The 18517-nt window shown below is 34.0% G+C and carries 15 protein-coding genes; 3 read left to right on the plus strand and 12 right to left on the minus strand.

Annotated elements, in window-relative coordinates:
- Entirely contained in the window at nt 1–474 is a 474-nt protein-coding gene (locus tag BLV84_RS08915; protein WP_093244325.1) for a GNAT family N-acetyltransferase, read from the minus strand.
- A 106-nt stretch (nt 475–580) separates the two neighbouring features.
- Between BLV84_RS08915 and fbp the strand changes: the two genes are divergently transcribed.
- Nucleotides 581–1603, plus strand: coding sequence for a class 1 fructose-bisphosphatase (gene fbp, locus BLV84_RS08920; protein ID WP_093244326.1), 1023 nt, complete (start codon nt 581–583; stop codon nt 1601–1603).
- A gap of 108 nt (nt 1604–1711) precedes the next feature.
- Here fbp and BLV84_RS08925 read toward each other — a convergent pair whose 3' ends face one another.
- From BLV84_RS08925 to BLV84_RS08935, 3 genes are all read right to left on the minus strand, one after another.
- Nucleotides 1712–2275, minus strand: a complete 564-nt coding sequence (locus BLV84_RS08925; RefSeq protein ID WP_093244327.1) for a hypothetical protein — start codon at nt 2273–2275, stop codon at nt 1712–1714.
- Nucleotides 2276–2405: 130 nt separating this feature from the next.
- Nucleotides 2406–4073 carry a formate--tetrahydrofolate ligase gene (locus BLV84_RS08930; RefSeq protein WP_093244328.1) on the minus strand — a complete coding sequence of 556 codons (1668 nt, stop codon included), beginning with the start codon at nt 4071–4073 and terminating at the stop codon, nt 2406–2408.
- 162 nt (nt 4074–4235) lie between these two features.
- On the minus strand, nt 4236–6575 hold the full coding sequence (locus BLV84_RS08935; RefSeq protein ID WP_093244329.1) for a zinc-dependent metalloprotease: 2340 nt from the start codon (nt 6573–6575) through the stop codon (nt 4236–4238).
- Between the two features lie 122 nt (nt 6576–6697).
- On the opposite strand from BLV84_RS08935, the gene rfbA reads away from it, so the two are divergent.
- Nucleotides 6698–7567 (plus strand): glucose-1-phosphate thymidylyltransferase RfbA, encoded by an 870-nt coding sequence (gene rfbA / locus BLV84_RS08940; protein WP_093244330.1) that lies wholly within the window; start codon nt 6698–6700, stop codon nt 7565–7567.
- Between the two features lie 76 nt (nt 7568–7643).
- On the opposite strand, the gene BLV84_RS08945 is transcribed toward rfbA, so the two are convergent.
- From BLV84_RS08945 to BLV84_RS08980, 8 genes are read right to left on the minus strand one after another with little or no spacing between them, the layout of a single operon-like run.
- Nucleotides 7644–8096 (minus strand): DUF4625 domain-containing protein, encoded by a 453-nt coding sequence (locus BLV84_RS08945; RefSeq protein WP_093244331.1) that lies wholly within the window; start codon nt 8094–8096, stop codon nt 7644–7646.
- A gap of 56 nt (nt 8097–8152) precedes the next feature.
- Entirely contained in the window at nt 8153–8476 is a 324-nt protein-coding gene (locus tag BLV84_RS08950; protein ID WP_093244332.1) for a hypothetical protein, read from the minus strand.
- Complete coding sequence (locus BLV84_RS08955; RefSeq protein ID WP_093244333.1) at nt 8476–10854, minus strand: TonB-dependent receptor; 2379 nt, start codon at nt 10852–10854, stop codon at nt 8476–8478. Before BLV84_RS08955 ends, BLV84_RS08950 begins: the two co-directional genes overlap by 1 nt.
- A 49-nt stretch (nt 10855–10903) precedes the next feature.
- A complete protein-coding gene (locus tag BLV84_RS08960) occupies nt 10904–11227 on the minus strand; it encodes a hypothetical protein (RefSeq protein WP_093244334.1) in 324 nt (107 codons plus the stop codon).
- A 20-nt stretch (nt 11228–11247) separates the two neighbouring features.
- Nucleotides 11248–13413 carry a PepSY domain-containing protein gene (locus tag BLV84_RS08965; RefSeq protein ID WP_093244335.1) on the minus strand — a complete coding sequence of 722 codons (2166 nt, stop codon included), beginning with the start codon at nt 13411–13413 and terminating at the stop codon, nt 11248–11250.
- Nucleotides 13414–13417: 4 nt separating this feature from the next.
- Nucleotides 13418–13897, minus strand: coding sequence for a DUF2271 domain-containing protein (locus BLV84_RS08970; protein ID WP_093244336.1), 480 nt, complete (start codon nt 13895–13897; stop codon nt 13418–13420).
- 12 nt (nt 13898–13909) lie between these two features.
- Nucleotides 13910–15379: an ankyrin repeat domain-containing protein gene (locus BLV84_RS08975; protein ID WP_093244337.1), complete on the minus strand. Its 1470-nt coding sequence runs from the start codon at nt 15377–15379 to the stop codon at nt 13910–13912.
- 14 nt (nt 15380–15393) lie between these two features.
- A complete protein-coding gene (locus BLV84_RS08980) occupies nt 15394–16299 on the minus strand; it encodes a DUF6607 family protein (protein ID WP_093244338.1) in 906 nt (301 codons plus the stop codon).
- Between the two features lie 67 nt (nt 16300–16366).
- Here BLV84_RS08980 and BLV84_RS08985 point away from each other — a divergent pair, with 67 nt between their 5' ends.
- Nucleotides 16367–18514, plus strand: a complete 2148-nt coding sequence (locus BLV84_RS08985; RefSeq protein WP_093244339.1) for a TonB-dependent receptor plug domain-containing protein — start codon at nt 16367–16369, stop codon at nt 18512–18514.
- Nucleotides 18515–18517 lie beyond the last annotated feature (3 nt).

Here is an 18517-nt window from a genome sequence, read left to right on the forward strand (position 1 = left end):
TTAAGCTTTAAAATTTCTGATTTCTTTTTCGTTGAGCTGCACTGTTCGCCATTCTTTATGAACGATGGCACCATAATTTTCATAAAACTTAATCGCGCTTGTATTCCAATCTAAAACCACCCATTCTACACGTTTAATTTCATGACGTTGCGCATACATAATGACAGCTTTTAATAGTGCTTTTCCTATGCCTTTGCCACGATGTTTTTCTTTAACAATCAAATCTTCAAGATGTATGGTTTCGCCTTTCCAAGTTGAAAAACGTGGATAGAATAACGCCATACCAACAATTTCATCATTCGTTTCAGCTACAAAACATTTAAAAAGTGCATGCTCGCTAAAGCCATATTTCTCAAGATGATCGACAGTCACTTCAACGGCATTTGGTTCTTTTTCAAAAGCAGCAAGTTCGTTGATTAAATCAAGAACTGCTGGCATATCGGATTTTTTAGCAAGGCGAATTTTAAATTCCATGGCATAAGATTTTATACAAAAATAAAAGACTTCAATAAATAGCTTTCTTTATGAGACGTTAAATAAGCTTTTTTTCTATTTTTGTGCAAATCACAACATTTGTCTCATGACACCTAATACCAATCAAACTCTAGGCGAGTTTATTATCGAACACGAAAAAGCTTTTAAATATACCTCAGGTGAGCTTTCAAGGCTGATCAACTCCATTCGTTTAGCTGCTAAAGTTGTTAACCACGAAGTGAACAAAGCAGGACTTGTCGATATTACCGGAAAAGCTGGTGATACTAATATTCAAGGCGAAGATCAGCAAAAACTTGATGTTTACGCTAATAATCGTTTTATAGAAACTTTAATTAATCGCGAAATCGTTTGCGGAATTGCTTCTGAAGAAAACGATGATTATATCACCATTCAAGGTCAAAATAAAGCGCACGACAATAAATATGTTGTGCTCATGGATCCGCTTGATGGTAGCTCAAATATTGATGTGAACGTTTCTGTCGGAACAATTTTTTCTATTTATAGGAGAAAATCTCCAATAGGAGAACCTGTTGAAATTGATGATTTTCTACAACCAGGAAATCAGCAAGTCGCGGCAGGCTACATCATTTACGGAACATCAACAATGTTGGTTTACACCACAGGTCATGGTGTTAATGGATTTACGTTAAATCCAGCCATTGGAACTTATTATTTATCACATCCAGATATGAAGTTTCCAGATGATGGTAATATTTACTCCATCAATGAAGGGAATTATGTGCATTTTCCGCAAGGCGTCAAAGATTATATCAAATATTGCCAAGAAGAATGCGAGGAAGAAAACAGACCTTATACATCACGCTACATCGGAAGTTTAGTTTCTGATTTTCATAGAAATATGATTAAAGGCGGAATCTATATGTATCCTAATACCGCAAAGGCAAAAAATGGGAAGTTGCGTTTACTTTATGAATGTAATCCAATGGCATTTATTGCAGAGCAAGCAGGTGGAGAAGCCTCTGATGGTTATCAACGTATTTTAGATATCAATCCGACTGAGCTGCATCAACGCGTTCCTTTTTTCTGTGGTAGCAAAAAGATGGTTGAAAAAGCAGAAGAATTTATGGCAAAAGCCAAATCGAAGTAACTATTTAAATTAATAAAAAACTCATATAAAAAAAGCCACGATGTAAGAATATCGTGGCTTTTTTGAATAGATAAACAATCGATTAAAGCGATTGTCACTTAAATTATCTTAAGTTTTATCACTGACCCATTCATATTCCATATAAAGAATAACATTTGCCCATTCTCCTTCTGGAGTGTAAAACTCTTTTTCTAAAGTCAAATAAATGACTCTGTTTTCCCATGAAAAATCAATAAGCTTCGCTTGGAATTCTAGCATAAAGTCTTCCTCATATTGATTAGGCACCAGTGTTACACTTTCATTTTGAGAATCAATGTTTAATTCTCTGAAAACACCTTTATGCCTCAAACAATTGGTGTAGTTTTCATAATTGTTATAATGATCGGAATAGGGAATATCAAAATTTAAAGATTGAATATTTCTATCAATTATGGTTGCCCAGTATGATTCTAAGTGCTTTGACATATTACAATATTCAACTTCTTGAAAAAGATTGGTACCTTCAATGCCATCACCATTCAAATCGATTGGGTTTTCAAGATAGGCTGCTTTGAGTTCGTATCTTCCCAACAATTCATCCAGATATTCTTGATTCTCAACAGGACTATTGTCATCATCTAAAGAGCATGAAAAAGAAACAAAAGCAAGTAATATTATAACAAGATTTTTCATGATTTCAGATTAGTATTTTGCTCATTTTTATTTAAATGGTTGATAAATTTACAAAAAATCAATAAAAATCTCATATAAAAAAGCCACGACGTCAAAATACCATGGCTTTTCTAAATATATAAACAATTGACTAAAACAATCCTGTAATTACGCCGTCCTTATCAATATCTATTTTTTCAGATGCTGGATGAGCTGGCAAACCAGGCATGCGCATCATCGTTCCCGTAATTGGAATTAAGAAACCTGCACCTGCAGCGATTTCTATTTCTCTCACGGTAATTGTAAAATCTTTTGGCCGACCGATTTTCTTAGGATCATCGGTTAGAGATTTTTGTGTTTTTGCCATACAAATCGGCAATCTATCCAAGTGTAAATCTGTAATTGTTCTCAAATCTTTTTTGGCTTTAGCGGTGTATTCAACTGCCGATGCGCCATAAATTTCTTTAGCAATAGTCAAGATTTTTTCTTCAACAGGTCTTTCCCATTTATACAAAGGTTTGAAGTTGGTTTTGTTGTCTTCAACCACTTCAGTGACAGCTTTGGCAAGGTCAATTGCGCCCTCGCCACCTTTTGCCCACACATCGGCAATGGCGACTTTATAGCCGTTTTCTTTAGCAAAATCCTCTATAATTTTGATTTCAGCATTTGTGTCAGTTTTAAACTTATTAATTGCAATGACAGGTTTTAAGTTGAATTTTAAAACATTTTCAAGGTGCTTTTCTAAGTTTGGTAAGCCTTTTCTTAAAGCTTCTAAATTTTCAAAAGTTAACTCTTTTAAGTGAGCACCACCATGATATTTGAGTGCACGAATTGTCGCTGTTAACACAACAACTTTAGGTTTGAGATCAGCGCTTTGACATTTGATATCCAAAAATTTCTCACCACCCAAGTCAAAACCAAAACCAGCTTCAGTCACTGTGTAATCAGCTAAACTCATTCCCATTTTTGTTGCCATAACAGTGTTGGTTCCTTGCGCAATATTGGCAAAAGGACCGCCATGTATAATGACAGGGTTACCTTCGAGTGTTTGGACAAGGTTAGGTTTTAAAGCATCTTTTAAAAGCGCGGCCATTGCGCCTTGTGCTTTGAGATATTTGGCATAGATTGGTTTTTTATCATAAGTATAGCCTACAAAAATATTTCCGAGACGCTTTTTGAGATCTTCAAGGTCTTTTGATAAACATAAAATCGCCATCACCTCAGAAGCAGCAGTGATATCAAAGCCAGTTTCTCTAGGAATTCCCATTGTATTTCCACCTAAACCAACAATCACTTGTCTTAAAGCACGATCGTTAACATCCATCACACGTTTCCATTTAACAGTACGCGGATCTATGTTTAACGAATATGTTTTACTTTGAATGTTGTTATCAATAATTGCAGCCAGAAGGTTGTGGGCTTTTTCAATCGCGGCAAAATCGCCTGTAAAATGTAAGTTGATATCTTCCATTGGCAGAACTTGTGAATATCCGCCACCAGTTGCACCACCTTTGATACCAAAAACTGGTCCTAACGAAGGTTCACGCAAAACAGCAATTGCTTTTTTCTTGATCTTGGCCAAGCCTTCAGTTAAGCCGATGGAAATCGTGGTTTTACCTTCACCTGCTGGTGTTGGCGATACAGCACTGACAAGAACAAGGTTGCTTTTGCTCACTTTTTTTTCATCGATCAGTGTGTGCGGAAGTTTTGCTTTATACTTACCGTAAAGCTCTAAATCGTCAAAAGGGATGTTTACTTTTTTAGCAATTTCAGCAATTTGCTTTGGTTGAACGGATTTTGCAATATCTAAGTCTGTCATAGTAAAAAGATTAAAAGGCTAAAAGTATAAATAGAATCTTATTTTATGACTGATTTCTATCATGTTATCAGGTATTTATTAAATAGGAAATACATTTCATTAGAAAATAAAAAAGCGAGAATTTCCATCCTCGCTTATATTGTTGACTATTAAGTTTAAAAATTACTGTTCTGCATCTTTTCTTAAGACTTCATGCAAATAAAGGAAATGTGCAGATAAAATATCATTGTTGTTTTTCTGCTTTCTCTCAAGGTCTTTCATTAAATCTTTTTTGTGTTTTGCAACATAAGCTTTTGCTTCAGCAGCTAAATTTTTATCTTCACTTAAATCGATGAGATGATTCACAAATGCCGCTTGTAATTGACGCTCAGCTAAATCAGGATTTTTGATGGCCATGATGTCTTTTGATAAAGTCTTCATCAGTTTCATGACATTCAATCCATTGCCAGATAAAGTTGCATTGCTGTTGAGCATCGCATTGAGTTTTGAAGTACTTAAAAGGCGTTTTAATAAAGATGTATTGATCCCTACAACACGATTTAAAGTGCCTCGACTCGAAAATTTAGAAACCAACTCTTCTGGCATTAGCCAATTCTGTGTTGTCCACACATTTTCTTTTAAAAATGCAAGAGCTTGAAGCTGCTCTTCTTCACTCACAACTTTGTAAGGTGTTCCGTCTTGACCTTTATTTAATAATGTTTCATGAACACCGCCAATCATTGATGAAACATGATAAATGTAACGTCTGTAAACCGACAAAAGTTCGCCGTATAATTCTTCTAACTCATCATAATTTTCTCCTTTTGGAGTTGTCCACTCCTCAAGGTTTTGAGTCACAATTTTTAAGTTTGATAAACCGTATTGACTTGCTTTGATAGGATCGTCACCAATATTCTCGGTTTGTGAATCTGGGTCGTTATTTCTGCCGCCAAACATGTAAATTTTTTGCATGCTTTTTCCGTCAACCATCGCTTTTAAAATAGCTTTGATTTCTTCTGGTGTTTTTCCATCAAAATACCTGTATCCCCAATCAATAGTGTACATATCATATTCGCCAAGTTTTCTGATAAAACGAATATTTTCATCACCAGGTTGTGCCACATAATTATAGCGTGCATAATCCATAATGCTTGCTGCGATACCCATTTTCTGAGTAAATTTTCCAGAACGTAAAGAATCTACAGGATAAGCAGAACTCGCTTTCATATTGTGAGGTAAACCAAGTGCATGGCCGATTTCGTGAGAAATAACACGGCGCATCATCTCACCGATTTCTTCTTCAGGAGTATCCAAAGTTCTTGCTTTAGGATTGGCAGCACCAGTTTCTAATAAATAACGGTTTCGGTAAGAACGTAAATGGTTATGATACCAAATAATGTCGCTTTCAATAATTTCGCCAGTTCTTGGGTCGGCAACACTCGGGCCAACGGCATTTCGTGTGGTTGATGCCACATATCTCACAGTTGAATAGCGGACATCTTCAGGACTAAAGTCGGGATCTTCTTCTTTAGTTGGCGCAACTTTAGCGATTATCGCATTTTTAAAACCGATTTTATTAAAGGCTTTATTCCAGTCTTCAATGCCTTTGATGAAATAAGGAATCCATTTGGTTGGCGTAGCCGGGTCTAAATAATAAACAATAGGTTTGACAGGCTCGACAAGCTCACCATTTGCATAAGCTTTTTTGTCTTTTGGTTCAAGTCTCCAACGTTTCGCAATTGTGTAGGAGTCAGATTTGAGTTTATCAGAACTATAATTGTATTTCTTTAAAGAAAACCATCCGACACGCGGATCTGTATAACGAACAGGCATGAGATCTTCAGGCAATTCAATAATTGAGTGATTGATCTGAAATGTGAAAGTATTTGCTGAATTACCTCGTGGTGGTTTGTTAACTTTATAAGTTAGCGTATGAATGATTTCGGTATTTTTAGGAAAAGATTTTACTTCATCAATTCGGCTTCTTGATTTATCAACACCGCTAATTTTGTATTCTTTTTTTTGTCTTTCGCCAATGATATTAAATGAAGGAGAATCGTCATTATATAATTTTGAAACATCAATGATAAAACTATTGTTAGCTTCTTTTTCAATTTTAAAACTTGCTAAAATCGGATTGAAGTTGTTCTGTTGAACGCTTATTAAAATCGGATCATCATCATCTGCAATATTGGTTGTCGAGACTTGAATCATGTCAATTCTATTTCCTTTTTTCTGAAAATGAATCATCTGTTCAGAAGTTTTTGAACCTGCATTTCTATAAGCAGAATAATTTGCAGGTAGTTGACGCAAACGTGTCACCATCAACAAATCTTTGTTGAGAAGATTTTCTGGAATTTCAAAAAACAGCTCACTGTTCTCACCAAAATAAGTGGTAATCATACCTTTTTGAGAGCTAAGTTTTTCAAGTTTTTTGTCAAATTTATCAGAAGAATCTGATGAGTCATCCTGTGCATAAATAGTTCCGAAAAATAGAACAAATGCTAAAGTTAATAAGCGCATAAATTTAGTTTTACTTTTAGATTTATAATTCGATGAAAAGTTTAATCAGAAGTATAAAGTCTTGCGGATTCTCGATTAATAGGGATAAATTCTTATTTTCGTGCAGACCAAAATCTTATCTTATGAAAGGCATTATTTTAGCCGGCGGCTCAGGCACGCGCTTACATCCTTTAACGCATGCGGTTTCAAAACAACTTTTACCCGTTTATGATAAACCGATGATTTATTATCCATTATCCGTATTGATGTTGGCTAATATTCGTGAAGTTTTGATTATTTCAACCCCAAAAGATTTGCCCAATTTTAAACATTTATTGGGTGATGGAAGTGATATCGGAATGAAGCTTTCTTATGCAGAACAAGCAGAACCTAAAGGCTTAGCAGAAGCATTTGTGATTGGTGAAGATTTTATTGAAAATGATGATGTGTGTTTGATTTTGGGTGACAATATTTTCTACGGCGCTGGTTTATCAGGCATTTTAGCCGATGCAAAACAAAAAGTTGAAAGCAGCGATGAAGCTGTTATTTTTGGTTATCATGTTGAGAACCCTAGACGCTACGGAGTTGCTGAAATAAATGATAAAGAAGATGTTTTAAGTATTGAGGAAAAACCAGAATATCCTAAAGGAAATCACGCTGTTGTTGGCTTATACTTCTATCCAAATTCTGTGATTGATATTGCCAAAAAGGTTGAACCTTCTCATCGAGGTGAACTTGAAATCACTTCAGTGAATGCTGCATATTTAGAACAAAAAAAGCTGAAATTACAAGCACTTAATCGTGGTTTTGCTTGGCTTGATACAGGCACGCATGAAGCTTTAACGGAAGCAACAGAATTCATCAAAGCACTTGAAAAACGAACAGGTTTAAAAATTTCTTGTTTAGAAGAAATTGCTTTATCAAAAAAATGGATTTCTAAAGCGGAACTCAAATCTCAGATTGATGGTAAAAAGGGAGATTATTACGGATACCTTCAACGTTTGATGGATTAAATTCATAACAACAAAAAAGCCGGTTGTGATGAATATCAAACCGACTTTTTTCGCCTAACACGGCTGAACTTAACTTTTAATGCTCGTGATTGTGGTCGCCAATTTCGATATCTACATAAGCTTCTGATTGATTTCCTGAACTATCCAAAACGATAATTCCAAAATGATACTCACCTTCTGCAATATCAGCAGGAATACTGATTTCATTTTCAACTAAGTAGTTTTTTGGTGAATTTTCAAGATTAAAATTTTCATTATACTCCCAAGCTTCGCTCATCGTAACAACGCCATGTGTATGACCATCTGAGGCCTGATGTATATTTAAACGATATGCGGCCAAAGAAACATTATCTTCTAACTCAATATTGAGCATAATTTTTCCGCCAAGATCAAAATGTTGTTCTTGTTGAGGAACATTAATTGTAATTGTTGGCACTTCATTATCTAGTCCATTATCGTCATCGCTGCTACAAGCAGTGAATAAAATGGCGATACTTAAAACGATTGATTGATAAATGTATTTTTTCATTTTTTATTGAATTTAAATTTTTATAATTGATTTTATTTAATAAAGTTGAGTTATTGTTAAGTTGAGGGTGGTGCTCTGAGTTGATATGCTTCATATCTTTTCTTTTTATAAAAATCAAGCTTTTTGAATAAATTTTTACTTACAAATTCCATTGATAAATTGAAGTCAACAGAATTATAAAAAACGAGGTACAAATGTTTTGAGATGTTAAAGTCTGAACATTGATGATCCAACGTCTTATCAATAAATTGAGACGCGATAGAATGTTGATCTGCATCAAATTCGTGTTCAATCCAAATAAAGTGTCCTGTAAATACAATTTGCATCCATACCATTAAGGCGATAAAAGCAAATGAAATATGTTTAGTGATATCTAACATTAAATGATAGGTATTCTAAAATTCACTTGAATGTTTCTACCAAATTCAGGTATTTCCAACCTTCTATAAAAACTCGTGTGTTTATAATATTCTGTGTTAAAAAGATTTGTAACACTAAGGTTGACATCCATTTCAAAATTCTTGATTTTCAAAGTTGATTTTGCACCAAGTCCAAAAATCTCATAACCAGGCGTAACTTTCTCACCTTGCGCAATTCTGTCTTGCTTCATCGCGATATTAGAGTTGACATAAATTTCAGTTTTAGTCAAATTCTGACTTTCTTTAAAAATTTGCTGGCCTACTTCTAAAAACAAATTGTTTGCAGGTGTAAATGGTAAAGGATATTCGCTGCTGCCTGAATCTGTGATTTGCTGATTTCGGATATATTCACCCACAGCTAAAGTGCGCAAACCAAAATCGAAATTCTTTTCAAGCATTAACTCAATACCGCTTAATAAAGCTTCAGATTGTTCATAGCTATAAATCTGACCTGAATGCGGTAAAACTGAAAACTCTAAAGTTGGTTTTAAGAAAATATAATTGCTGAAATAGTAAGCATACGGACTCAATTTGGCGATGAAATCATCAGTTTTGTATTCTAAATCTAAATCGATGACAAAAGATTTTTCAGCATCAAGATTTTTATTTCCTCTTTCATGTCTGAATGAGCCATGATGAATTCCGTTTGCGCCTAATTCAATTGCAGTTGGCAACCTGAAGTTTGTCCCGAAGTTTGATTTTATACTGAAGTGATCATCAAAATCATAAGCCACACCAGCCATTGCATTAAAACTACTGAAATCTCTGTCCAAATCTGGACTTCTCAACGCATACTTATTTGCTTCAGCTGAGGTTGACCCTTTATTGATTAAATAATCGTAGAGGTTTTCATCATAATAACGCTCAATATCAATAGAGCTATAATCGAATCTAACGCCAAAATCAAAAAGCAAATTATCTTTCGCACGAAATTGATGTTTGTAAAAAGCAGCAAAACTGTTGGTTTGATAAGCTGGTAATAAAAAATTATAACCATCAATCTTATTGTCTTGCCATTTGGTTTGCACACCGATTTTTCCTGAATGTTTTTCAGTAAAAGTATAATCTAATTTTGCTTGTGCATCATAAGTTTTAAGTCTGAAATCTAGCTCTAAATCAGGATCGACTTTAGGTGGTTCTTGAGATGCGTAATGCGTGTGAAATAAACTCCACTCTTGTCTGTGGTTGTCCTGAAATCCTAATAAAACTTGAAGTTCAGCATTTTCAAAACGCATGCGTGTATCATTCAAAACTTTAAAGTGATTCACATTTTGATAAGGAAAACCAACATTTCTTCTATCGCCATCTGGCTGAACTCGCTCAATATCAGGAATGCCGTGAGAGCCAGGAAAAAATCCTGATTTTTGATAAACATTACTGACGTGTATCGCGCTTTCAAAAGTTTCGCCTTGGTAACCAACTTGCCCAGACCAATTCATTTTATGACCAGCCGTGTTTTTCAGTCTTTCATTATAAATCGGGATGTCATAATTCAGATAATTAATCTCATCAGTTGGCAAACTGTAATCACCAAAATCCATCGCTGTAAAATGAATTTTATAGAACATTTTGTCAGCTTTATAAGATAAACCTGCTGAGGTTCCTATGGTTTGATTTACTGATTTTGCAATACCAAAAATGTCAGCTTTCAAGCCATTTTCTTTAGGCGCTTTTAAACTGTTAATTTTTAAAAGTCCGCCAATAGCATCACTTCCGTACTCAATGGCACCAATACCTTTTACGATTTCCATTTGGTCAATTGCTAAAGCATCAATTTCTAAACCATGGTCGGCGCCCCATTGCTGGCCTTCTTGTTTAACGCCATTTTCGGCAACAGCAACACGGTTTAAACTAAAACCTCTGATGATGGGTTTTGAAGTTCCCGCGCCGATTTCCATCGCATTGATGCCGGGTAATTTGCTCATGGAAGTTGCTAATGAGCCAGTGTATTCTTGTTTCAGATAATCATCTTCAACAATTTGTGTATTTGCCGTTTGGCGTTGATTTTTCTGAGCAGTTATTAAAACTTGTTCTAAATCGTAAGCATCTTCTTTGAGATTAAATTTTAATTTTAAATCTCTTTTTAACTCAATAATTGTGTCTATAACTTCAAAGCCGATGTGGCTGATTGTCAGTCTATATGGTTTCTGTTTTAAAGAATTAAATTCAAAAAAACCTTTATCATTTGTTGTTTCTGTTTTGTCGCCTAAATAGATGTGCGCTCCGTAAAGTGGCTGATCGTCTAAATCTAGAACGTCGCCTCTAAGTTTGAGGTTTTGTGCGTTGCTGGCAAAACTGTACATCAGTAAAGCTGCAAGCATAAAAAGCTTGTGTTTCATTGTTTAGTGAACCTGTAAAAATTAATAAATCGCTTATTCTGTAAAATGATTAAACGACTGGAGGTGCACGTAAACGAAAAAATGAATTTGATTTTGAATAGTAGATTTCCTTTATTAAAAGAACATCAGTCTTGATAAAATCAGGAATGATGAGCTCAAAAGAAAACAATTGAATTGGCGTGATTGGCTGAAGTTGTAAATCACAAATGCCACAATGTGTTTCAAGCTGACTGACATGTGTATGCTCATAATCGCAATGTGCAGGTTTAAAAGCATCTTCATGATGGAAGCTATGAACAGAAGGCAATAAAATAACCGTTAGCAAGAGGCTTGCTAAAAAGCTAGAGAATAATTTTGCCTTTTTCTTTTTCACGTTGCAAAATTATGCAATTATCAATAACAATCACAAATAATTTGTAAAGAGTAGTTGTTAATGTTTGTTAAGAGTTTGGCTTTTAAGATTTTATCAATCTCTTTTTTGACTTCTTTTTCCATCGCTAAAGAGCCGCAAAGCATAATGCAACCATCATTTTGCAAACATTTGATGATTGTTTCAGGATGTTGCGCGATAAGGTGTTGCACGTATTGTGAGTTTTGTTCTTGACGAGAATAAGCTAAATTCAAACTCTTAATTTTAGATTGATTTCTGTTGAAATAATCTTTATATAACTCAAAGGATTCAGGCTTTCTTAACCCAAAGAAAACATGCATTTCTTTTTCTGTTTTCGCTTCATCTATCATCCCAAGAAAAGGAGCAATACCAGTTCCGTTAGCGATGAAAATGACATTCTTTTTGTTACCTAAATGAAAGCTAGGATGCTTTCTGATTTTTGCTTTAAATGTTTTGTTTTTTTCTAATTGAGAGAGATAAGTTGAACAAATACCCATATCGTGTTTTTTAACACTGAGTAGCACTTTGTTATCAACTTTTGCTATTGAGTAGAGGCGTTCGCGTCCATCAGCTTTTGGCGTGATGGCCAATAAATCACCTGATTGAATGTTATTTATCTTTTTTGTTTTCAAACAAAGTGTAAAATTCTGATCACAATTTAAGCATGAAATTTCTTTTATTTTTAAAGTGGTTTGTGCTTCCTTCGGCGGTTGTATTTCTAAATTTAAATCAAGCGCTCGGCTTAGTTCAGAAGTCCAATTGATAAATTCTGATTCGTTGTTTTTATTAACGGTTGCGTAAGCTGTTAAAGCTTGCAAGCCTTCTTTTTTGTGCAGTTCTTGATTGACTTTTTCAGCAAAAGCACAAAATTTTGGATAATCTGTTGAGCCGAAACCTAAAACAGAATAATGCGCTTTTTGATTGATGTTTTTCAGTTTTTGAAGAAACTGAGATGCGTTGTAAGGCGCTTCACCATCACCATAAGTTGAGCTTAAGATTAAAAGATGCTGAGCTGATTCAAATTTTGAATACTGATTTAAACTCGCGACATAAACTTTCTTTTTAAGCTTAATAAATGCTTCGGCCAATCGGCTAGCATAACCAAATGTTGACCCTGTTTCTGACCCAACTAAAATTACGATCTCAGCTTCATCCTTTGGACACTTATTTTTAGCTTTTGATTTTATAATTCTTTTTAACCAAATCAAAATTCCACTGATAAATAAACCAACGAGCACCAAACTGCTCAAGCCTAAAATGATTGACCACAGCCAGCTGAAATCACCTGTGTGAAGATGAAAACTCCATCTTTTAGTTTTTAAAGCAGGCGTTTCAGAAACTCGATTGATGGCTTGACCAGAAACCTGACTGACCAAAAGCTCAGCATTGACAAGCTTTACATAAAAATATTCGTCCGGTGAAGCAGCAAAAGGAAAGTCGATTTGTAGGATTTCAGAAACTTTAAAATTATCAAAAGTATTGATATTTTCTAATTCTAAAATTTCAGTTTCAGCCGTGTTTTCATTTTGCTCAAAATCCCAAATATCTTGAGGTTGACTTTCAATCAAAAAACGATCGACACTGAGATAAGCGCCACTAATCGCAATAATAAACAAGGGAATTAAAAAATATTTACTTGCCAAACTATGCCAATAAGCTGCAGTTCCATCATACTTTTCTTTGCTAAAAATCTTTCTAAAACTGCCATATCTCTTCAAAAGAAGCGCAAAACCTGAAATAACAATCAAAATAAGAAAAATCGCAGTTAAACCAATGATGAATCGGCCTGTTGATTTCAGAAAAAGCGATCTGTGTAAAACCGTATTGAATTCATAAATCGCCGAACGTTCACTGATATTAGCAATTTTTTTGCCTGTAAAAGGATTGATATAAAAACTTTGACTTTCAAAATTTTCATCTATGGTTTCGATACTGATTTGGTTGTAAGCATTACGATGAATGCTTATGACTTCAGGATGTTCAGCTTTAATATTAAGTAAAGCCGTTTCCAAATCTAGTTCGTCAAGATGATGAAAACTCGTTGCCTTAGAATGTTCAATAACAGGTTCAGTTGCAAGAGCCAAACCTGTTATTGAAGCTAAGAGGATGAAAATACCCGCAATTAAGGCTAAAGCTAAATGCGAGAGTCGCCAAACTTTTTGTAACATTTTTTTACTGAGCTAATATTTTGACGAACCTGATAAAGCCACTGCCTTTAAGTGTTTGTCCTTTGAGTAATTCTTGTGTTAATTTAATTTTGATATCATCAAGGTGATAAGCTTTATCTTCAACAGCGGTTTCAAACCTTAAGCTGTAATTTTTACCGATCCAATCTGGATTGATTTCTAAACTTGTCACAGCTCGGCTACCACCAGAAATTGTTGCACCAGTGATACCATCTAGACTTGCTTTGTTTTTACCTTGAAAATTCCACCATTCTGAGATGTCGTGATACCATTCATCATCTTCACCTCTGACGTGAATTGTTTTGAGGTATTCATCATTTTCATCTAAAAGTGAAATAACAATGTAGGCGCCTTCACCAGAATAGTTTTTCATTTGAATGAGGCATTTATAAGGATCAGTGCTTTTTATATTTGTAAAAGACATGAGGGTAAGAATACCGACGAAAAGGAAAATTGCTTTTTTCATAACTAAATAATATTAAGATTTTAAAAATGAAATATCCTGTCCTTTTAGCATTTCGTTTTGTGATGCTAAATCATAAGCGCTTTCATCAAAATCGGTTTTGATATTTAATTTTGCACCATGTTTAAGAACTGCTTTGATAAACTCAGGATTCTGAGCTGTCATTGAAGCCAAATGCAAAGGTGTTAATCCATTTTGGTTCACTTGATTGATTTTAGCTTGATGTTTTTTTGCTAAATCTAAAAGCTTTTCACTTTTCTTTTCAACTGCTAAATGATAAAGGTTATTTCTGTTTGCTTGTAAACCTTTAAAATTGATTTTATTCACTAAAAGATCATATTTCTTATCAAAAGCTTTTGAGCCTTCAGCTTGAATTAAATAGTAAACAAGTGTGTTTCCTTTTTTGTCTTTTATATCAATTTTTGCATCTTTTTCTAGTAAAAACTTAACTACTTCAGCAGAATTTCTTTGCGTAGCTAACATTAATGCTGTTTGTTTATTTTGATTGGCTAAATTGATTTCAGCATCCTTCTTTAAAAGATACTCAATGACAGAAATATCATTATAAGCTGAGGCATTCATCAAAGCTGTTTGACCTTTTTGGTTTTGCTGATTGACATCAACACCTTTGTTAATGAAAAAATCAAAAATTTCTGTGTCTTTTGTCCCTCTTGCGATATTGTGTAAAGGTGTTGTTTTCTCTGAATTTGAAATATTGGTCTCTATGTTTAGTTTATTTAAAAATTGATAAACTTTAATCGGATTGCTGTAACCTCTTGCGCCATAACTTGCCATAAAGATGGCATTTTCACCTTTTTCGTTGACAACTTTTGGATTGATGCCTTCTTGAATTAATTCTTTTAATAAAGAAATATTTCCTTTTCTCACAGCATACATAAAAGCATTATTGCCATCATGATCAGTTGATTTTAGATCTAAACCTGCTTTAATTAAGAAGTCAATTTCATTGACTTTTTCGAGATGTGACATCAACAATAAAAGTACATTAGCGCCATTGCGATTAGTCGCTTTAATTGGCAGATTATTTTTTTGCATAAAGGCATAAAGTTTAGGATCTTTTTGACCTGCACCTGCTGCAAAAGTTTGAACAATATTTCCATGATCATCAACTAAATCTGTTTTTGCACCATTTTTTAAAAGGTGATCCATCAATTTGATGTTGCCTTTATAAGCAGCCCAAAACAGATATGTTCTGCCATCATGCGTGAGTTTATTAACACCATTTCCTTTCTGCTCAAGCAAAAATAAAATTGTTTCAAGATCGACATCATTGAGAATTGCCCAAGTTGTCGCATCAAATGAATTGCTGCTTAAGGTTGAAATATCGTGACCTTTTGCCATATCGGCTTTAATGCTTTTAATAGACGGATTCTTCGTCCAATAATCTCTCTCTGTAAACGGATTTTTTTGAGCAAAACCTATAAGGCTTGTCAATAGAATTAAAGTTAGAATTGATATTCTCATTTGTACTGTATTATTTATTTGATAAACTTGTCAATCGTTGTGCTTATTTCTTCCTCTGTGTTGATTTCATCATCAAATAAGTATTTATACATGACTTTAAAATCAACTTTTTCTTTAAGGCTTAAATCTTGATTTCTCTCAAAAACTTCATCCCATTTTGCACGAACTTTTGCCCATTTTTCATTATTTTCTTTCCACCAATCACGTGCCGCTTGGCATTTGCTATCATCAACTTTGACATAAGTGTTGTAACCTTTTTCATAAGCTAGGATGACATCTTCTTCACCATCTTTACGGATGATTTTTGCGTTATCTTGGTCGTGTACCCAACCATTATCTGTGATTTCATGTCTGTTTTGACGCTTTGTGACGTTGTAATCACTGCGTTTAGTGTATTCGCGTCTTGGTAATGGCGCGTCAGTCACACTTTCCCAGTAGTTTTTATCATCAACGTGAACCCAAGTTCCCGTACCTTCGTAACGCGGACTGTCATCAACTTGATAGACTTTTTGCGTCCATTGTCCTTTCACATCTTTTTTTGACTTCTCCTTATAAGTCCATTTGTTATCATGGTCAAACATGTAAAAATCTGTGTTTTGGTAAAGCCAATCTTGGCGCCAGTGCTTCACAATCATCGGATCTTGAGGATTACCAACTTGTAAGATATGCTGAATAACAATTTCTTTTTTATTGTCTGTTACAAGTTCAGCCCATTCTAGACCTTTGCTAATTTTATTTGCTGAGGCTTGATAAAGTGAGTCCTCGCTATTATTAAAGGTTTCTGCGAAGTTAAAAGTCACTTCGTAACATCCGCACATGCTTTTAATAGCCTCTCTGTCTTTTTTGAGTTTTGATTGAGCATTAAGTGAAGTCCCTATAAACACGAATACTATAAGGATAAAAGTGCTAACTTTTTTCATGAAAATTTGTTTTTAATATTTATTTAGATTGAATATAAATTATATATTTGCGTCAAAATTAAATATAATGAGTCTAAATAAAAACTATTTCAAAGGTTTTTCTTTAATTTTTTTTCTATCAATCATCAGTTCGAATCAAGTTTTTGCACAAGAGCAAGATTCAATTTGGACAGAAACTCTTGAGAATGTAGTGATTACAGGTCAGCTTAACCCTCAGGCGGTTGATAAGTCTGTTTTTGAAGTTAAAGTGATTACACAAAAAGAAATTGAAAGACGAGCAGCAACTAATTTAGCTGATTTATTATCTCAAAGTTTACATATAACTATTCAGCCGAATCCATCAACAGGAAAGTCGAGTTTAAGTTTGTTTGGTTTAGATGGTCAGTATTTTAAAATATTGATTGACGGTATCCCAATGATTAATGAAGAGGGCGTTGGTAACAATATTGATTTATCACTCATTAATATCGATAATGTTAAACGGGTTGAATTTGTTGAAGGTGCGATGGGTGTACAATATGGTGCTAATGCATTATCTGGTATTTTAAACATCATTACTAAAAACCCTTCAACTGATATCACTAAAATTAGTGTTTATGCACAAGAAGAAAGTGTAGGTAGTGAGTATGAATGGTTTAAACAAGGAAAGCATATACAATCAGTACAAGTAGATCATGGTTTTTCTGATAAATTTTCTACTTCATTAAGCTATAATCGCAATGACTTTGGAGGTTATTGGAATGACAGAGAAGGGGAAGTTTATGATAAAAATGATAACAAAAGAGGGCATGAATGGTTGCCGAAAATTAATCATAACCTTCGTTTAGCTTTAAATTACAAACCATTAGAAAACTTGAATTTAGATTATCGTTTTGATTATCTTACTGAAGATATTTTTAAGTATAACAAAACGGTTAGCTTAAACGAAAACCCTGCTACACAAACTCAACAACCCACAGCATTAGATGAGGTTTATACAAACCTGAGAATGATGCATAATCTCAATGCTTCGGGTGAAATATTTGGAGAAAAGCCATTCAGCTTTTCAGCATCTTATCAAAAACAAACTAAAGACTTAGAGCGCTATACTTATGTGATTAGGCAAGATCAAAAAACGAATGTTAAAAAATCACAATACCTAGAACGAGAAGTATTCTTTTCACGTGGATTTATCAGTAAAATATTAAATACAAAATCAACGAGCTTACAATTAGGTTATGAGGTTAATTTGGAAAAAGGTCAAGGCTCTCCATTTTCGATGTCAGTCGCATCATCAGATGAAGAAAGTTCTCAAGAGCTTAATCATTACGACTTTTTTGCAAGTTTAGAGCATCAATTTTCTAAGCGTTTTTATGTACGTCCAGGAGCAAGAATCTCTACTTCAAATCTTTTTGATGAGCAGTTTATGTTGTCATTAAGCTCAAGGTATAAATTTGATAATAATTATCAATTAAGAGCTGTTGTGGGTTCATCAAACCGAACACCAACTTATAAGGAACTTTACACTTATTTTGTAGATGTAAATCATGATGTGCAAGGTAATCCTGATTTGAATCCTGAGAAAGGTTACTCTGTTTTTGTTCATTTAAAAAAGAATTTTCAATTATCTGATGAGATTAATTTAAAATCAAAAATCAGCGCATCTTATATTGATATTCAAGATCGTATTGAATTAAGCATCGCGAGTGAAAGTCCGTTAACCTATAAATTCACCAACATTGATGCTTTTAAAACACATGGAATTTATACCGAAAACTCAGTTTTTTATAAAAATATCCAGTTAAATTTAGGCTTATCACTTCAAGGTGTTTCTAAAACATTAGACTCAAGTGAAAATGTAAAAGATGATTACTTATATCATTTTCAGATGAATGCAAACCTTAATTATGAGTTGCCAAAAATCGATGCAGCTTTTACACTTTATTTCAAACATATCGGACAACAATACCAATTTGTTCAAAAAGAAAATGATCTCGGAGATTTAGTTTTTGACAAAGGAAAAACGGAAGCTTATGGTTGGTTAGATGCTTCTTTTAAAAAATCATTTTTTAATAATCAATGGGTGGCAACACTCGGCATACGTAATCTTTTAGATGTTAACTCCATTAATACGACAGCTTTTAGTGGAGGCGCTCATTCAGATGCGCCAAGTGCCCAAAGTATTGCTTATGGTCGCTCATACTTTTTGAGATTACAATATAATTTAAACTTATAACAT

This window comes from Psychroflexus halocasei, assembly GCF_900107595.1.
In the GTDB taxonomy this organism is placed as follows: domain Bacteria; phylum Bacteroidota; class Bacteroidia; order Flavobacteriales; family Flavobacteriaceae; genus Psychroflexus; species Psychroflexus halocasei.